This window comes from Candidatus Aquicultor sp. (assembly GCF_054640775.1).
The window spans coordinates 1-16,679 of record NZ_JBTSLF010000045.1; the positions used below are offsets into that span (position 1 = coordinate 1).

Annotated in this window: 16 protein-coding genes; 10 read left to right on the plus strand and 6 right to left on the minus strand. The window is 48.0% G+C overall.

Annotated elements, in window-relative coordinates; translation table 11 throughout:
* Nucleotides 1–1,047: replicative DNA helicase (dnaB, locus tag ACYC56_RS05510; RefSeq protein ID WP_461373180.1), on the plus strand; the 1,047-nt coding region annotated here is incomplete at its 5' end.
* A gap of 27 nt (nucleotides 1,048–1,074) precedes the next feature.
* Here the strand turns inward: dnaB and ACYC56_RS05515 are convergent.
* Nucleotides 1,075–1,623, minus strand: a complete 549-nt coding sequence (locus tag ACYC56_RS05515; protein WP_461373181.1) for an OsmC family protein — start codon at nucleotides 1,621–1,623, stop codon at nucleotides 1,075–1,077.
* A 119-nt stretch (nucleotides 1,624–1,742) separates the two neighbouring features.
* Nucleotides 1,743–2,030 carry a hypothetical protein gene (locus tag ACYC56_RS05520; RefSeq protein WP_461373182.1) on the minus strand — a complete coding sequence of 96 codons (288 nt, stop codon included), beginning with the start codon at nucleotides 2,028–2,030 and terminating at the stop codon, nucleotides 1,743–1,745.
* Between the two features lie 289 nt (nucleotides 2,031–2,319).
* Here ACYC56_RS05520 and ACYC56_RS05525 point away from each other — a divergent pair, with 289 nt between their 5' ends.
* The 3 genes from ACYC56_RS05525 to ACYC56_RS05535 are packed head-to-tail and all read left to right on the plus strand — an operon-like array spanning nucleotide 2,320 to nucleotide 5,125.
* Nucleotides 2,320–3,558 (plus strand): aspartate kinase, encoded by a 1,239-nt coding sequence (locus tag ACYC56_RS05525; protein ID WP_461373183.1) that lies wholly within the window; start codon nucleotides 2,320–2,322, stop codon nucleotides 3,556–3,558.
* Nucleotides 3,545–4,567: an aspartate-semialdehyde dehydrogenase gene (locus tag ACYC56_RS05530; RefSeq protein ID WP_461373184.1), complete on the plus strand. Its 1,023-nt coding sequence runs from the start codon at nucleotides 3,545–3,547 to the stop codon at nucleotides 4,565–4,567. Before ACYC56_RS05525 ends, ACYC56_RS05530 begins: the two co-directional genes overlap by 14 nt.
* Nucleotides 4,568–4,573: 6 nt before the next feature.
* Nucleotides 4,574–5,125 (plus strand): FmdE family protein, encoded by a 552-nt coding sequence (locus ACYC56_RS05535; RefSeq protein ID WP_461373185.1) that lies wholly within the window; start codon nucleotides 4,574–4,576, stop codon nucleotides 5,123–5,125.
* A 16-nt stretch (nucleotides 5,126–5,141) separates the two neighbouring features.
* Here the strand turns inward: ACYC56_RS05535 and ACYC56_RS05540 are convergent, their stop codons facing one another.
* Nucleotides 5,142–5,678, minus strand: a complete 537-nt coding sequence (locus tag ACYC56_RS05540) for a DUF2321 domain-containing protein (RefSeq protein WP_461373186.1) — start codon at nucleotides 5,676–5,678, stop codon at nucleotides 5,142–5,144.
* 248 nt (nucleotides 5,679–5,926) lie between these two features.
* On the opposite strand from ACYC56_RS05540, the gene ACYC56_RS05545 reads away from it, so the two are divergent.
* Nucleotides 5,927–7,042: an acyltransferase family protein gene (locus ACYC56_RS05545; RefSeq protein WP_461373187.1), complete on the plus strand. Its 1,116-nt coding sequence runs from the start codon at nucleotides 5,927–5,929 to the stop codon at nucleotides 7,040–7,042.
* Nucleotides 7,043–7,074: 32 nt separating this feature from the next.
* Here ACYC56_RS05545 and ACYC56_RS05550 read toward each other — a convergent pair whose 3' ends face one another.
* The gene (locus tag ACYC56_RS05550) at nucleotides 7,075–9,318 is read right to left on the minus strand and encodes a glycosyltransferase family 39 protein (RefSeq protein WP_461373188.1); all 2,244 of its coding nucleotides are present in this window, start codon (nucleotides 9,316–9,318) and stop codon (nucleotides 7,075–7,077) included.
* Nucleotides 9,319–9,680: 362 nt separating this feature from the next.
* Here ACYC56_RS05550 and ACYC56_RS05555 point away from each other — a divergent pair, with 362 nt between their 5' ends.
* The 3 genes from ACYC56_RS05555 (at nucleotide 9,681) to ACYC56_RS05565 (ending at nucleotide 13,468) form a co-directional block, all read left to right on the plus strand.
* The gene (locus ACYC56_RS05555) at nucleotides 9,681–11,006 is read left to right on the plus strand and encodes a polysaccharide deacetylase family protein (protein ID WP_461373189.1); all 1,326 of its coding nucleotides are present in this window, start codon (nucleotides 9,681–9,683) and stop codon (nucleotides 11,004–11,006) included.
* A gap of 479 nt (nucleotides 11,007–11,485) precedes the next feature.
* Nucleotides 11,486–12,610, plus strand: a complete 1,125-nt coding sequence (gene tcmP / locus ACYC56_RS05560; RefSeq protein WP_461373190.1) for a three-Cys-motif partner protein TcmP — start codon at nucleotides 11,486–11,488, stop codon at nucleotides 12,608–12,610.
* A 33-nt stretch (nucleotides 12,611–12,643) separates the two neighbouring features.
* Nucleotides 12,644–13,468 (plus strand): radical SAM protein, encoded by an 825-nt coding sequence (locus tag ACYC56_RS05565; RefSeq protein WP_461373191.1) that lies wholly within the window; start codon nucleotides 12,644–12,646, stop codon nucleotides 13,466–13,468.
* Between the two features lie 69 nt (nucleotides 13,469–13,537).
* Here ACYC56_RS05565 and ACYC56_RS05570 read toward each other — a convergent pair whose 3' ends face one another.
* Nucleotides 13,538–13,786: a hypothetical protein gene (locus ACYC56_RS05570; RefSeq protein ID WP_461373192.1), complete on the minus strand. Its 249-nt coding sequence runs from the start codon at nucleotides 13,784–13,786 to the stop codon at nucleotides 13,538–13,540.
* A gap of 226 nt (nucleotides 13,787–14,012) precedes the next feature.
* Here ACYC56_RS05570 and ACYC56_RS05575 point away from each other — a divergent pair, with 226 nt between their 5' ends.
* Together ACYC56_RS05575 and ACYC56_RS05580 are read left to right on the plus strand one after the other, a co-directional pair.
* Nucleotides 14,013–15,074: a Shedu anti-phage system protein SduA domain-containing protein gene (locus ACYC56_RS05575; RefSeq protein ID WP_461373193.1), complete on the plus strand. Its 1,062-nt coding sequence runs from the start codon at nucleotides 14,013–14,015 to the stop codon at nucleotides 15,072–15,074.
* A gap of 102 nt (nucleotides 15,075–15,176) precedes the next feature.
* Entirely contained in the window at nucleotides 15,177–15,707 is a 531-nt protein-coding gene (locus tag ACYC56_RS05580; protein WP_461373194.1) for a hypothetical protein, read from the plus strand.
* A 487-nt stretch (nucleotides 15,708–16,194) separates the two neighbouring features.
* Here the strand turns inward: ACYC56_RS05580 and ACYC56_RS05585 are convergent, their stop codons facing one another.
* Nucleotides 16,195–16,395, minus strand: coding sequence for a hypothetical protein (locus ACYC56_RS05585; RefSeq protein ID WP_461373195.1), 201 nt, complete (start codon nucleotides 16,393–16,395; stop codon nucleotides 16,195–16,197).
* Nucleotides 16,396–16,679 lie beyond the last annotated feature (284 nt).

Genomic DNA, 16,679 nt, shown 5'->3' on the forward strand with positions numbered 1-16,679 from the left:
GCCAATGCCGATTTTTCCCCGAAAATCGTCGAGAAAGACTCGACGTTGCGCGCGCTTATTAGAGTGTCCACCGAGATAGCGGCGCTCGGCTACGAGGGGCCGAGCGACGTCGAAGCCGTCATCGACCGCGCCGAGAACCTCATCTTTCAAATCGCCCACAAGCGCATGAGCGAGAAATTCGTCCACATCAAAGACCTTTTGACCGAGGGCTTTGAGATGGTCGAGAAGCTCTACGAAAACAAAGAGCAGATAACGGGCGTCACCACCGGCTACGTTGATATGGACAAGCTGCTCACCGGCTTTCATCCCGGAGACCTCGCTATCATTGCAGCCAGGCCCGCCATGGGGAAGACGGCGCTTGCGCTGAATATGGCTACTGAGATCGGCAAAAAAGAGATACCCGTTGCCATATTCAGCCTTGAGATGAGCCGCCACCAGTTGGCCCAGAGGATGATGTGCTCCGAGGCGAGAATCGACAGCCATCGCCTAAGGACCGGGCACCTGCGCGATGAGGACTGGTCGAAGCTCTCCGGTGCGGTCGGCCGGCTTGCCGAAAAACCCATCTACATCGACGACACGCCGAGCATCGGTATCCTTGAGGTGCGCGCCAAAGCCCGCCGTCTTTTCGCCAGGCACTCGGCGGGGGTCGTCATCGTCGATTACTTGCAGCTGATGCAATCGTATCGCAGGGTCGAAAACCGGCAGCAGGAAATCGCCGAGATATCCCGAGGCCTCAAAATCCTCGCCAAGGAGCTCGAAGTGCCCGTAATCGCCCTCTCCCAGCTCTCCCGAGCCGTCGAGCAGAGAAGCGACAAGAAGCCACAACTCTCTGACCTGCGCGAATCTGGTGCTATAGAACAGGATGCAGACATCGTTATGTTTATCCACCGCAATATGTACGGCAATTATGATGATATGAATGCGGCGGAGGAGCGGGCTGCGGCGGAGGTTATCGTGGCCAAGCATAGGAACGGTCCCACGGGAGTCGTGCCCCTTTACTTCAACGAGCACTGTACGAGATTCGAAAACATCTCACGCGGCAGTTAGCCCCTATTTTGCCTTACTATCCCCAATTTACGATACTCTGAATTCCGGGCGTTCTTTTCTTGCGATATGCACATGCAGGTCGATGCTTTTTTGAAGGATTTGGACGGCCGGGCACTGCTCGTCGGTAAAATGGCGTATCCGCTGCAGTTTCTCGTCGGGCGCATCGGTATCGACTATCACCTTGAAAATCAGCTCGTCCAAGAAGGGGTCGTCGGTGAGGCCCAGGACGGGGGCATAATCCAGCGTGCCGAGCGCTTCGACCGACATGCTTTTTATCGTGGCATCTTCAAGGGCGGCGACGTTGGCAAACGTGGAGGCATAGCAGGCCATGGCCCCGAAGAAAAAGTACAGCATGGGGGCCGGAGCCCTGCCTTCTCCCCCGAATAGGGGAAGGGAGTCTGCGACCAGCGCCATTGCGCCCCGGGGGTATTCAAGGTCCGCCTCAAACTGGGGGTTGTTGGGGTCGGTGTACCAGGTGCCCTTTAAATCCAGAACGAACCTCGCCATACCCGGGTTGTCTTTAGTTATATGAACCGTTTCTTTCAGCGCATCCACATCCACATTGTGACGCCTCATATCTCTCCTTTCGGTTACTCTTATGCAACGGCAAGCAACAGCCTACAGAGCTATGATTCCCAAAAAAGAAGAATATAAAAAGAAATATATGTGAAAACAGCGCAAAATTGAGGCTTGACCTAGTCCCGGTTGGCCTTCTTTGTTTTGGCGTCGCGTTTTTTCTTGAAGGGGATAACGTTCGCGTGTTTTTTGCGACCGCCACCCGGGCTGGGTGGCTCGTTGTGATAGCGGTTTTGCGGCGGCCCGTAGCTCGTGCGGTTGCGACCGCGCAGCCAAACGACGACCACTGCCGCGACCAGGCCGATGATGAGAACCCAATACACCAAGTCGAGCGCCGCGAGGAACGTGTTTGCCGATGCGATGACGATCGCGATAGCGAGAAGGATTATGATGTTTTTGTAGCGCATAATTCTATTCCAGAGGGAGGGTCTCTTACTGCTGGAACCCCCGTAGATGAGCAGAGATCCGCAGTTTGAGCACCTGAACTTACCGGATTCGAATTTGCTTCCGCAATTTGGACATTGTGACATATTCATACATTATAGTTTTAAAGGGGTTTAAATGAAAGATGTTAGGGCTAAGGGAGTTTTTGCGTATCCCAACGTTATCAGTTTCCCCCCGTTGATACGAACTGTTTCGCCTGGTACAATAAGGTTTGGCTTATTTATTGGGAGATATACGTTTGGAGGCACTACTTTGGGGATCGTTGTACAAAAATTTGGCGGCAGCTCCGTGGCCGATACCGATAAGATAAAAAATGTCGCACGCCGCGCCGTGGCCGCCAAGACGGAAGGTAGCTCGGTCGTCGTCGTTGTTTCGGCGCTCGGCGATACGACGGACGAACTCATTGAGCTGGCGCGCCAGATAAGCGAGACGCCGCCGGAGCGCGAGATGGACATGCTTCTCTCCACCGGCGAGCAGATCTCGGTTGCGCTTCTTGCAATGGCGATACACGCCCTCGGGCATGAGGCGATATCTTTTACCGGATACCAGGTTGGTATCCTGACCGACGACAGCCACACCAAGGCCAAAATCCTCGACGTCAAATCGGAGCGGATTTTGCAGGAACTCGACAAGGGTAAGATCGTTATCGTCGCCGGCTTTCAGGGAGTCACCATCGATAACGACATCACCACACTCGGGCGCGGCGGGTCTGATACGACAGCGGTTGCGATTGCCGCAGCGCTAAAAGCCGACAAGTGCGAGATATATACCGACGTCGACGGGGTGTTTAGCGCCGATCCCAGGATCGTGCCCGACGCCTCGCTGGTGGCGGAGATAACATATGAAGAAATGCTCGAGATGGCTGCGACGGGAGCAAAGGTATTGCAGCTACGCTCGGTGGAATATGGCCGTAATCACGGCGTCATTATAAATGTACGATGCAGTTTTACCGATTGCGCCGGAACGGTTGTCAAGGAGGAAGATGAGGGGATGGAACGACCTATTATAAGTGGGGTAACCCACGATGCAAGTGAAGGAAAAATCACGATTTTCGGCGTGCCGGATAAGCCCGGTATCGCGGCCAAGGTGTTTAGGCCCCTTGCGGCTGCGAATATCAACGTCGACATGATCGTGCAAAACGTGAGCTATGAGGGATTTACCGATATTTCATTTACGCTCGGGCTTGATGACGTGCCGAGGGCGGAATCTACGATACAGGAGATCGTGCGTGAGCTTGGCGCAAAAGGGTACGACTACAACCAAGATATCGCCAAGGTATCGATTATCGGCGCCGGCATGAAGAGCCATCCGGGTGTTGCCGCTGAGATGTTTGACGTGCTCGCCAAAAACGATATCAATATCCAGATGATCAGCACATCCCCTATCAAGATCGCCTGCGTTATCGATGCGTCGAATGTGGAGACCGCCGTGCGCGCTCTGCACGACCACTTCCAGCTTAGCGAGGAGGCGGTCACCAGTGAAGCTCTATAACGTTGCGATAGCCGGAGCGACCGGTGCGGTCGGCGAGGAGATGCGCGCTGTTCTCGAGCAGCGAGATTTCCCGGTCGGCAACCTCAAACTTTTAGCCTCGTCGCGCTCGGTCGGAAAGAAGTTTTCATATAAGGGCGAGGAGATCGCCGTTGAGGAACTGACGAAAGACTCGTTTAAGAGTGTCGATATCGCGCTGTTTTCCGCGGGCGGCTCAATCAGCCAGCAGTTCGCTCCTGCGGCGGTCGAGGCGGGTGCGATTGTCGTGGACAACTCGAGTGCCTTTCGCATGGACCCGGAGGTGCCGCTTGTCGTGCCCGAAGTCAATCCGGAGGATGTCGCAAAGCACAAGGGCATCATCGCCAACCCGAACTGCACCACCATCATCATGCTGGTGGTCTTGAAGCCGCTATATGATTACAGCAGGGTGAAGAGAATCGTCGTCTCGACATATCAATCGGCCTCGGGGGCGGGCGCAAAGGGCATGGATGAGCTTTTAAGCCAGACCAAGGCGTTTGCGGCGGGTCAGCCGATTAACGTAGAGTTTTTCGCGCACCAGCTGCTCTTCAACCTGATACCGCACATCGATGTGTTCCAGGACAACGGTTATACCAAAGAAGAGATGAAGATGGTCAACGAGACCCGCAAGATCATGGGAGACGCCGGGATACAGGTCAGCCCGACCTGCGTGCGCGTGTCCGCAATACGGGCGCATTCTGAGGCCATCAACGTAGAGACCGAGAAGAAGATCACTCCCGAGAAGGCGCGCGAGCTGTTTGCGGCCGCACCGGGTTTGCAGGTAATAGACGACCCCGCGAACAAGCAATATCCGATGCCGCTTTTTGCATCGGGCCAGGACGATTGCTATGTCGGGCGCATCAGAGAGGACCTCTCCTGCGAGAACGGTCTTAACTTCTGGGTGGTCGGCGACCAGATCCGAAAAGGCGCAGCGCTTAATGCCGTGCAAATCGCCGAGGAATTGGTTAAAGCCGAAGCCCTGGTCAAAGGGTAACTTCAATTGAACAATACTACTATCCCATCAATCGACGAAGTCGCACGCTTTCACGGCCATCTCTGCCCGGGATTGACCTTAGGGTACCGGGCTGCAGGGGTTGCCCTTGATTGGCTGAAGAATCGCCGCTCTGAAGACGAGGAAGTCATCGCCATCGTCGAGAACCGCGCGTGCGGCATCGACGCCATCCAATATCTGCTCGGGACCACCGTGGGCAAGGGAAACTTCTTCATTCATGACTACGGCAAACATGTCTATACGATCGCACAACGTACGACCGGAAAAGCCCTGCGTATTGCCGTAAGGCCGAAGGGCCGCTGGGCAAAAGAGGGCGAGAGCCGCGAGGAAACGATACGGCGCCTTCTGGCAATGCCCGCCGAAGAGCTTTTTGATGTTCGCGAAGAAACCATCGAGCTTCCGAAACAAGCCCAGGTACTGGCATCGGTAGTCTGTGACTCGTGCGGCGAGGCGGCGATGGAGACAAAGATAAAGCTCTTCCATGGCAAGCAACTTTGTGTTCCATGTTTTGAGCGGGAGAGCGGCACTTCTATCTGTTAACGTGCAAGCGCTTATGCTACAACAAAGTGACGATGTCCGCAATCTCTTGAGATCGCGCAAGGTGGGTCAAGGGAAGAGATACAGCGAGAGCCGTTATAAATTTTCGGGCCGGTTCGCTTGCGATATCCTCCAGGATATCCAGCAGGGCGCGCGCATGCCGGCTATCGAACTCACCCAGTAGTTTCTTGGCGCTTTTGGCCGCTACCACTGCTTCCGGGGAGTCTTTTGTTATGAGCCCGACGTGCTGGATCAGGCGCTGCTGATCACCAAACGTTAACCCATCAAGCATATGGACCAGGTCTTTTGCATTGCCGATGGTGAGCGTCCAGGGGAACGGCTCCCTGCAGCTGTGACAATGTGACGGCGCCATGATGGGCTTGTCGATATATACATCGCGCTCGCTATCTTGTATCTTGGTCTCGCAATTTAAGCACTCGTCGATAGTGGGAAATCCGCAGATCGGGCACGTGCTGCCATCATAATCGGCGTTTTCTAGACCATTGTCGATGATGTGACCGTTGAGGCAAATATGTAGCACGTCGTATTTATCCATAATGCAATCCTACCAACCGGTCAGTATGCAACCTTTTATTGTCGCAATAATATCATAACTACCGTATTCTTGCCAGGTTAAACTAGAAGTCGGTTGCTATTTAGTTTAAGCGATACTACGCGATAAGTAAAGACCCTTTGGATTGACCAACTCTAAACCTACTGATGCAGTAGCCGATACTTACACTACTGTTTTATGTTCGCAAAAGAGCTGGACTGTCGCAAAGACGGTTCCATGGGGTGAGGGCGTTGGCCGTTTCTGTATATGCTTTGATACTTGTAGTGATTGTAATTGCCGCCTCGTTCAGGAGGACCGAAGACGGTGGAACCGTTGTGCCCTTTATCGATTGGGAAGGCACTGTGCAGCTTAAAGGGGTCGCGATTCTGCTGGTCATCATCTCCCACCTCAAGCTGCTAAAATTCATCAGTTTACCGTACGACTTCTCTTTTTCCGGTGCCTGGGGTGTGGCGATATTTTTGTTCCTCTCCGGGTTTGGCCTGACGCAGTCGTATCTCAAAAATGGGGTGGGCCACGGGTTTTTTAAGAAGCGGTTGGGCAAAGTGGTTTTGCCCTATGTAATAGTAACGGGTATCTGGCTCGCTATCGATGCGATATTTCTCGCTAAGACCTATTCCTGGTCAACGGCGATTCTTGCGCTGATCGGTTTTGACTCGAGCACATCAATAGACCCCACGATGTGGTTTGTGACCTTTATTATCCTCTGGTACCTGATATTTTTCCTGGTATTTAAGTTGCCGACACGCGATGTAGTCAAACTTGGCCTGCTCTTTGTGTTCGCATACCTCTTCAGAAATCACGCGGCGCTCGTTTTTCCGAGCAGGATATCCTGGCAACTGGGGCTGCACGCTTACCTGTTCCCGGTCGGAGCACTCGCGGGGCTTTACTATCGCAGGTTAAGCTATATGGCAAAACCAAAAGTGCTGGTACTGTGCCTAAGTGTGGCGGCGATCCCCGCGTTTTACTTCTTTAGCGTGTACGTAGGGAAAAGCCTCGTTACCTTTGAGAGCTATACATGGGCGAATTTTGCGTTCGCGCTCGGCGCGATACTGTTGATGGCGACCGCCAGGTTCTACGGCCTTTCGTCGAAACTGCTCGTGCTGATCGGCTCTATCTCGTACGAGCTGTATCTCTTCGAGTGGGTGTTTATGGGCAAATACAACTTGCTTTATGCTTTCAACAGCAAGTGGCTCTCAGGCTTGCTCTTCACTCTGGTGATCGTTGCTTTAAGCATATCGCTCAGGCGCTTCAAGACCATCGTCGTTAACTGGTGCTGCAAAACAACCAGCGATCCCCTTATCGGCACGCAAGTCGGGCAGGAGCTTTTACTTCTTCATAAGAAGTAGGAAGGAACCGGGTCCGGCGGTTCTCAGGCTAGCTACCATTTCACTACGAGTTCATCACCATTGCGAACCGCTTGTTCGCTTACGTCAACCGTGCGGCTGCTATACCCGACCTGCAGCCTGTACGGCCCGGCTTTCACAGCATCGCTTGTCTCGGACGGGTACGGGACGATAGTCGAAAACATTCCTTTTGCATTTGTCCTGCCCATGACCTTAAACGGGAGCACCCGGCTGTTATTGGCGCGTACTCTCGTCCAGATGGCGACCGGCCTGTTAGGTGCAGCGTTGATGGTGAGGCGGGCGCCCTTTACGGGCTCAAAGAGCATAAACGGCGCGGAATTCGTATCGGCGTCGCTGATATAAAGGAGCCTGAAGTGGTGGAGCGGCTCGACCGCTCCTTCGGCGGGCGGCTTTATTACCTCCCAGCACAGGCGATATGCCATGGTACGCCTGACCGCCTCGATATCCAGCTCCTCCTGGCGCAGTACCCGCACAACGGCATCCGGGTTTGCGCTCGGCTCGCCGATTTTTGCGATATCCCCCGACCAGAGGGTGAATTTTTTATCCCCCACGACATAGCGAACGCCAAGATCAATGAGCATTTTATAGGCTTCGTCCTCGTCTTGGATCTGGTAGAATCTCTCGGCGGCGATGATGCCGTCGATGCCGCTTTCGTGGTTTCCTGTCGACACACAGGCCCGCTCGGCAAGGTATTCCAACTGGAAGCTCCAGCTCCAGTTGCAGAGAATCCCGTAAGACGGCTTTGCGGACGGGTTTGAAAAATCGCCCGGCGATGGCGTGTGCTGCTGTATGTAGCGGGAGAGCGTGTAGAGGTTGGGGTCGACCCGGCCCGGGCTCGCTCCCGCTAAGGGGTATGCCACGATAATAACCGCTATTGCAGTGACCAGGGCAAAGAGTGAATTAGCGCTCAGCCGTGCGGGCAGAGAATCCTTGAATCTTGAGGAGATATAATCGACCACCAGGAAGAAGAAAAGGGCGTATGAGATCACCAAAAAGATCGCCAAAAAATCGCTGTAATAGCGCACTTTGACCGTGTAAAACCCCAGGGACACGGAGATCACATAGAAAAAGATGCGGTTGAAACTTATTGAATTACGGCGCCAATCCCGTGCGGCAAGCCACACCGCGGCGATGGGAGCTGTGAAAAGGAGCGGCGAGAAAAACCGCTGCGCCCAGCTAGCATCGGGCTTGAAAAGGGGTGTGAGTTCAAACGTATCCAGGCCGAGCGGGTAGCTTCCGATGCTTCGCCAATACCCCTTAAGCAGCAGCTGGGAGACCGCCGGCACGGCCACCGCGAGCGCGGTGAAGATCGCCACTCCCGCGATACTCCTGAACAGAGAAAGCTTAATCTTGTTGGCAAGGAGGGTGTAGCCGAGAGCCCCGGATGTGGCGATCGCTCCGAACGCTGCGATGTGAAAATACGAGAGCTTGCTGAACTCGAAGCCACCCGCCGGCCAGGTGGTAGTGAGCGCCGAGATAATCAGGGTTAGGGCGGCAAAGCCAAAAAGGGCGCCCAGGGAGGCGAGAGCGGCCTTGATGTTTTCTCTATCCAGGATAAAGAGCGCAACGACAACGGGAAGGACGACCATCGAGTTGACCAGGATGAGCGAGAGCGACATCATCATCGAGACCGCTATCGCCACCCCGCCGAATATCCCCGCAAGCACAAAGCCCTTGATGTTTCTCTCAAGGAAAAAGCGCTGGGCAACGAGGAAAAGGGCAAAGACCGATGGGATGAGAAAGGCGTCGGCGATATGGTGATCGACCCCAAGCGCCGGTAGAAGAGCGAAGTCGGGAAGAACAAGCGCAAAGGCCACTGCGGCAAGAGCGATTCTTTTTCCGAACAGTTCCCTGGCCAAAAAATAGATGGGGATAGTCGCCGCCATACCGAGGGCCAGCACAATAACGCCTGCCGCCTGCCGTATGTCGATGTGCGCGATTGCCGAGACCAAAAGAGAGAGGCCTGCTAAGGTATACGGCCACATTGGGGGCAGCACGTACTTAAATCCCCAGGGGTAACTCGAATAATAATCCATGCTTGCGGGCATCCTTGGAAAGTGGGAAACGGCCAGGTCGAACATCCGCAAATAGCTGGCCGAATCGGCGTCGGCGGTTAGCAAAAATAGAGCGTTCTGAGTTAGAATAGGGAGTACCCTGTATCGCAGAAAAAGCGCCGCCAGAATTACAAGAGCGAAGGCAATAATGGCGTGCAGGTTGTTTCGACAATAAGAGATGGTTCGTAGCTTAATATTTTTCATCTGCGCATAACCGGTTGTAAAAATATTACTGTATTACTACCTGATTATCCCATCGTAGTTTAAATCTAGCTTCAGGTATATTGATAAATCATTTGTAGGTTTATTGACATATGTATTAGTAGGCCATTAAGAGATGTATTAATGGCTCTATTAATAGATCTCTTAAGAGGTCTATTAATAGATGTACGTATACATTAATGAGCACGTCTGTCAGTAAGGATTATAAGGGTAACAGGGAAAACAAACAACCGGACGATACCGCGTTTTAAAGCCGGAAGGCGGCTAAATTATGCGGGGATCGGCTCCGATAACCTAGAAGTATGCTTTAAGACGATGAACGACGAACAAGCGGGTACGTTACGATGGGCGATATGCTGAAACAAAAGCTTACTATCATAAAAAAGAGACTAGAAAAGAGCTTAGGTAAGATTACTGCGAGCGGTGGGGTCGGTTCGGATGCCTTCAAGTTGAAGCTGGCGCTCGCGGTTCTTTTGGTAGCACTGGTTTTGGTGGGATGCCTTCCGCCCAAGGCAAGCTCACAGAAAGCGATTACTGCGAGCACGCAAGCAGAGCGGGCATCAACAGCTACCGCATCCGCAAGCAGGGCCGTTTTAGAGAGTACGGCTACCTTGGAAAGCAGCGATACCACGAAGGATAGTGCGCAAGCGAGCGACTGGGCGGGTGCACAAGAGGGTACGCAAACGGTGATGCGCCAGGTTATCCCGGTGTTGCTCTACCATCAGATCCTGCCTAACCCAACCAATTCCATCACAACCGCACCGGAGGTCTTCGACCGGCAGATGAAGACGTTATACGATTTGGGCTATAAAACGATAACCCTCGACCAGCTCTATGCGAATCTCACCAGGGGCAAACCGCTTCCGAAGAAGCCGGTTCTCATTACGTTTGACGATGGCTGGAAGAACCAGTACCAAAACGCCATCCCCATCCTGCTCAAGTATAAATTTAAAGCGGCGTTTTTCGTCAACCCGCAGACCATTAACTTTAAAAACCGTATCTTTATGAACACGGTCGACTTAGTCGATCTCGACAAGCACGGCTTTGACGTTCAGTCGCACACCTGGGCCCACTCCAACCTCATCATCAAGCACGGTGAAACGTCTACCGCCTACAGAGCACGATTGACACATGAGCTGAAGGATTCCAAGGTATGGCTTGAGCATCTACTTAAAAAACGGATGAAGTACTTTGCATACCCCTACGGTTTATATAATTCCTTCGTGGTCAAAGCGGTGGCGGATACGGGCTACAAGATGGCCTTTACCGTGAACTCCGGCAAGAACATGGAGGGAGAGCAGTCGCCTTTGCTTTTGAAGCGCACGATTATCTTCAGGAATACCTCTTTTAAGAATTTCATCAACGATTTGAATAGCATGCCCTTGGATGTCACGGCGCACTATCCAGAGGATGCCTCGTATGTGGCGACAGACACGGCCTGCATCGCGGCAATCCTCGGCAATTTAGAAGGGGTTAACATCGCTACGCTGCGACTCAGGCTTGATTACCACGACATCGGCGGTCGCGTTATTCTCTCGCCCGACCACAAGCGTGTCTATTCTTCCGGTGTCGCCAAACTAAAGCCCGGTTACCATTACGCGGTTATAAGAGGAAGAACCAACAAGGGCGCCATCATCCAATCATCCTGGTCGTTTTTCGTTAGACGGTAGTTTTACGGGGTGGTACCTAGGGCATGGGTTCGAATCCTCCCATCCCGACCCCACTATGGCTTGTGAAAAATGCTTTTCACAAGCCATTTTCTTTTTTATAGGGTTCAAAGAGCTAGAGCTCAGAAGCAGAGTTAGAACCCTCGTAAGTCCATGCCGATCTTTGCCATAATGCTCACTCTCCTCAAATGAATTAGTAGTATACTGTTAATAGCAATGCTAGTGATTGTAGAATAAACTTTCAAGTAAGCAATATTAATTGAAGAAATGCTTTGTTAAGCTATAATAGAACATGTGTTCGTTTAATAATCAGTAATAATGTAGTATCTAAATTAGCGGTGCTCTTGGGTCGGGCTTATACTTATATTAATGGTAACGGCCAAAGTATAGTTATTTCAGCATCATGGAGCCATAATTTTTCATCGAGGCGATTTCATTTTGAGGCCTGCCGTTGCAGCCTTACGGATGGGTAGTATAATCAAATGGCAAATAAAACAATAGATTTCTATAACGACCAATCGGATAAAACTGCTGTTAAAATCCAATTCTACGGCAATTATATTGAAGAATATCTTGTCAAAATATTGATGACATATGGTTCTTGCATAATTGCAGATTTGTTTTGTGGGCAGGGGAAAAATGGAACCGCTAAAGGAAGCCCCCTGACCTTATTAGATAAGATAAGCTATATTCTAACAATACCGCATTTGAAGGCTAAGAAGCCTAAGCTAACAATCCTTTTTAATGACAAGGATGCTGAGTGTATCAAAACATTAAGGCAGGAAATTCAAGAAAATAGCCCGACCGGAAATATAAAAATATATGCGGACGCGTCAGATTATAAAGATATTATTGGGAAAATCTTAACCGACCCCAAGTTTCATGATAAGACGCCTAAGTTTTTCTTTTTGGATCCGTACACGTATAGTTTGGTTAATACATCAGAGCTACAAGCGCTTTTATCTTTAAAAAATGCAGAGATATTAATTTTCCTACCTACGTTTCATGCCTATAGATTCGCTTCTAAGCAACCGCCGAAACCATTAGAGGATTTTATCGTCGATTTTACAAATAAGAAGATTGCCGACTATAAAGACTTTCTTGAATTTATTGAATCTGTGCATGAAGGCTTAAAGACCAAATTGGGCACTCAGCTAGTAAGACCTATTGTTATCGACAGTGGAACCACAAAGAATTGTCTATTTCTAATCACGAAAAACTTGGTAGGGATGGATACTATAAATAATATTGTATGGAAGAAGACAGGCGAAAAATGGGGCATCAATATCAACAAACAAAAACAAGAGGATGAAAATCAGCTAATCCTATTTGATAAAAAAGAAGTTACAGGGATTGCTGAGATTGAACTCCAAAAGCTTCTTTATGAAGAGATTCAGAAAAATAAAAAGCTATCAAATGTTGAAATAATAAGGATAGTTGTAGAGAAGATGTATCGTTTAACTGATGCAAGAAAAGCTTTATCTACGTTGAAAAAAGACCAAAAGATCCAAGTTGGAGCACTGGACGATACAACCAGGAAGGGACCGCTCTATATTACTATAGATAACAGAAATAACACGAAAACCGAATTTACTATAAAAGAGTAACCCTAACTTATATAATGGGTTAATGGAGAAGCCATGGAAGCAATAAGAAGAAAAACCTTGCTTTATAAAAGCGGTGTAGAGTATGCCGACTATGGTTTAAACCATGTTGAGGGCTGCTCCCATGGCTGTACTTATCCTTGTTATGCAATGATGTTAAAAAAAAGATGCGGTAAAGTTAAGACCTACCAAGACTGGATTCAACCAAAGATTGTTGAAAATGCTCTCGAATTGCTGGATAAAGAACTGCCGAGACATAAGCATAAAATTGAACAGGTTTTTCTTTGTTTTTCTACAGATCCTTTCATGTATGGCATAGCGGAAGTTGAAGAATTAACATTAAAAATTTTAGAGCGTTTGAATAAAGATAAAGTCAAAGCAATTCTGATTAGTAAAGGTGTTTATCCTGAGAGTTTAGCTAATCAGTCTAGGTTCAATGCTCTTAACGAGTATGGCTCAACAATTGTGTCTCTATCGCCAGATTTCCATAATAAATTTGAGCCGTATGCAGGACCAGTTGATCTAAGAATAACTGCGCTAAAAAAGCTACATGATGCTGGCCTAAAGACATGGGTAAGCATGGAACCGTATCCAACGCCAAATTCAATACAACAGGACATAAGGGAGATTTTGAAGAAGATCTCGTTTGTCGACAAGATAGTGTTTGGTAAGTGGAATTATAGTAAGCGAACGAGCCAGTTTTTGCACTACAAGACCTTCTATAATTCAATGGCTTATGAAGTTATCAAGTTTTGTGCCAGGAACTCCATAGAGGTTCACATAAAAGAAGGAACAATCAGTTTACAACATTTGGCAACCAGCCAGCCAAAAGAAAAGAAACTCTTAGAGAACTATGCTTAAGAAGTCCTCAGAACAATGTCAGAGAACTTGAAGTATTCCCGTGCGCAGGATTAGTATTTATCTAATCAATTACTTAGTTTTATATCCTTGATCGTCGTAGTAAAATTCTTCTTTACGCTCATTGGGCGGATACGTCTCAAGGATTTCCTCACCGAGCCTTTCTGCCCAAATAAAAATACTACTATCTTTATTAAACTTAAGCTCAGCACTATTTGCTAGACGCTCCCATAAAACGGGCGTTTTGGTCTGATTAAAGTATAGTCGCTCCATTACAATATGAAAGGCTACAAGGGATCTAACCAGATCCTGAATACCCATAATAGCTGCGCTATCGATTATACGACTAATAATTGTAGACAGCTACCTGATAAAGGAAACGTAGCTGCTGAGGAAAGCCCTATTTACTTCAGTAAAGCAATCTAATTAATATGCATAGCCTAGGGCTTTTTGTGTTAAGTATAACTTTATTAAGCTTTAGCAGAACAAGTGTTTGTGGTATAATTCTGGGGAATTACAACTGAACGGTTTTAGGAGAGGCGATGGTATGAACTCTCAAGACTTCTATAATTTGCGCGTCAAAAGGGCAAAGGATTTTGGCTTTCCGGATCCGATTTTCGTTAACGCAGAGAAATTGACCGATAGAACGAGAGTTATATATTTGGTCGAAATTCAGGCCATTTTAATCCCCGACAAGAAACAAAATAGAACCCATCACTATGCTCTAAAGTTCTGTAAATTCAAAAAGATCAAAGAAGAACCATATTGGATTGAAGAAGATATTTGTGATAACAATGGGTTCACTATTGCAGATAGGGCCTCCTTAGAGAAGTTGGCAGCCTATATAAAGGCAAACGAATCGTTACTCAACATTGATATTCTGTCCAAAGAGTATACTTCCGCCATCTTAACTAATGACGAAGTGACAATTGATGTAGTTCGTCAAATACTGCAATCTGCAAAGAATAAAGATACAGTTTACCAATTATTTAAAGAGCAATATCCTGAACTCGATAAAAAGATACTGACCTATAAGCTGGTACAGGCCAGAAAGGTATCTCTTGATGAGTTTAAGGCTTCATCGTCTGATCCAGAAAAGAAAGAGCGTAATTACTGGCAACCTTTCCTAGAGCAAAACCGATGGATGTTCGGCTTATCTTATTTTGTTTTGCTTGATGAAAGCAGAATTGATCTATGGGATACCGCCGATTATTTGTTTGAATCAGAAGACGGATTCATAGATATTGTAGAAATTAAGCATCCTCATCTTGATTTTTGGCAGAAAGATCGGGAAGGTCAGTACAAGAAATATCGAGATTTTCTTCAGCACAGCGAAGACCTGAAAGGAGCTATAACTCAAGCTACTAATTACATATTTCAGGTTGAGAAGAAGTTCTCAGATCCTGACTGGTGTAGGCGACATGGATGTGAGACTCCGGTAAAACCAAAGTGCACGGTAATATCTGGACGATCTAACGAATGGACTATAGAAGAAAAAACTGCATTCCGCCTATTAAATGATTGTCTACATGGAGTTGAAGTTATTACTTTTGATCATTTATATAACAGGGCCGAAAAGCTTTTAAACACCCTGGAGAAAGAGGCATAAATCTTATAACGCATTTAAAAATGCAACAGTAGAGATATGGATTAGTATAAACAGTGTTGGGAGCTCGCCGCGACGCAAGCAACAAGTCAGGATGCAGGATGAGTGAAAATCAAGAAATGTTTCGCTGAAGCCCTTGGATGCGGTAATATGCGTGAGGTTTCCGAGAAGGCGGCAAACTGGAACTTCAATTTGCCCGAAGATCAGCATCTAATTCGTTCCGCCATTCTTTCTCTTCATGCAAACATTGAAGATATACTGAAGCATATCTTATTCCACCATATGGTACGCTTGATTAGCGAGGATGCATATCATCCTCAAGACGAAACTCACATACAAACACTGATCGACAACATCAAGCGCCTTTCTTTCAGCACAGTTCTCAATCTTCTGCAACCTTGCCTTGATGCCTGGGATAACGAGCCTCTAAAATGTCTAAAAGATATTAACCGAGTTCGCAACGATGCCGCGCATCGGGATCCTGATCATACGTTATACAAGGGGAGGAATCCTTTCAAGGACTATGATGCATTAGCAGAATTATTATCGGATACAATATATGCTCATGCAGAGCTTGGTGAGTTCTTTATTCAGAAAATCGGGCTTCCGCCGGATGGGTTACTTAGAGAAGTATAGCGATGAAGTCAACCACCGTTTACATTCTGTTACGAATTCAGAATTGTTCTTGGGATGCATAAAGATATTCAAAAAACAGCTTTGTAGAGTGGTTATTCTGCCATTTGAGTATTGTTTTGAAGTGCGGTTCGCCTTAATACTGGTCAAACGGCCGCCCTCAGCTTGTTATGTGCGGCTAATCGCAATGCTTAAAACTAGATTAAAAGCTAGAAACATCCGATAGGTGCTTGACCATTTTGATCCAAATTTCAGGAGGATTGAAATCAACGTCCAGGAATATGAGAAAGCAATGGTTATTTTGTCTAAGGTAAGCACGTCGGTTTTTGTGTGGGTGGTCACTATCCGTTACATCGCTATAATCTAATGGGTTAACATGTAGATATTTCCTGATTGCATCCTCAAGCACCGCTTGAGCATCAAGTGGTAATCGTTTAATTTCGTTGCTAGCTGATTGCGAAAATATGGTGCGGAACACTCTATGGCAACCTTATAAGGGTTTGCCAAAGACTTCTTCAAAACTGCATACTTTGCCTTCTGCAATCTCTCTATCAGCTTGTTCTAAAGATTCATTGAGGTCGGTCAAATCAAACGCTTCATCAGTTACGCCAATACCGGTTGCTGAACGGCTGACAACAAGACGTTTATAAGACCTTGCTTTTCCATTATGTCTTTTAATAGGCATTGCCATTTAACAAACCCCCTAATTCGAGAAATTGGTGCAACATATAAAGCCAGATTATTACCATACAAGATTGCAATAATAATATTGTATGGTAATTTTATTATAACAAAATAACTGCCACATATCTCAAAAAAATCGAATTCACCAAAGCAAATCGTTTTTTATTCCTATTTCTACATTTCAGTAAGCCGAAATAGAATGCAAAAACTCTCGACTAATTTTAATAATCTTGTATAATATCACTGCAGATCAGGGATGTACTTCACTAGTTTTCTCAGTTGTTCCAAGTT

Excerpts from the sequence above, each read along its gene's own strand:
- ACYC56_RS05585 (WP_461373195.1), bottom strand. The coding sequence starts at position 16,395 with ATGGCAATGCCTATTAAAAGACATAATGGAAAAGCAAGGTCTTATAAA.
- ACYC56_RS05515 (WP_461373181.1), bottom strand. The coding sequence starts at position 1,623 with ATGAGGCGTCACAATGTGGATGTGGATGCGCTGAAAGAAACGGTTCAT.
- ACYC56_RS05550 (WP_461373188.1), bottom strand. The coding sequence starts at position 9,318 with ATGAAAAATATTAAGCTACGAACCATCTCTTATTGTCGAAACAACCTG.
- ACYC56_RS05540 (WP_461373186.1), bottom strand. The coding sequence starts at position 5,678 with ATGGATAAATACGACGTGCTACATATTTGCCTCAACGGTCACATCATC.
- ACYC56_RS05570 (WP_461373192.1), bottom strand. The coding sequence starts at position 13,786 with ATGGGTATTCAGGATCTGGTTAGATCCCTTGTAGCCTTTCATATTGTA.
- ACYC56_RS05555 (WP_461373189.1), top strand. The coding sequence starts at position 9,681 with ATGGGCGATATGCTGAAACAAAAGCTTACTATCATAAAAAAGAGACTA.
- ACYC56_RS05575 (WP_461373193.1), top strand. The coding sequence starts at position 14,013 with ATGAACTCTCAAGACTTCTATAATTTGCGCGTCAAAAGGGCAAAGGAT.
- ACYC56_RS05520 (WP_461373182.1), bottom strand. The coding sequence starts at position 2,030 with ATGCGCTACAAAAACATCATAATCCTTCTCGCTATCGCGATCGTCATC.
- ACYC56_RS05565 (WP_461373191.1), top strand. The coding sequence starts at position 12,644 with ATGGAAGCAATAAGAAGAAAAACCTTGCTTTATAAAAGCGGTGTAGAG.
- tcmP (WP_461373190.1), top strand. The coding sequence starts at position 11,486 with ATGGCAAATAAAACAATAGATTTCTATAACGACCAATCGGATAAAACT.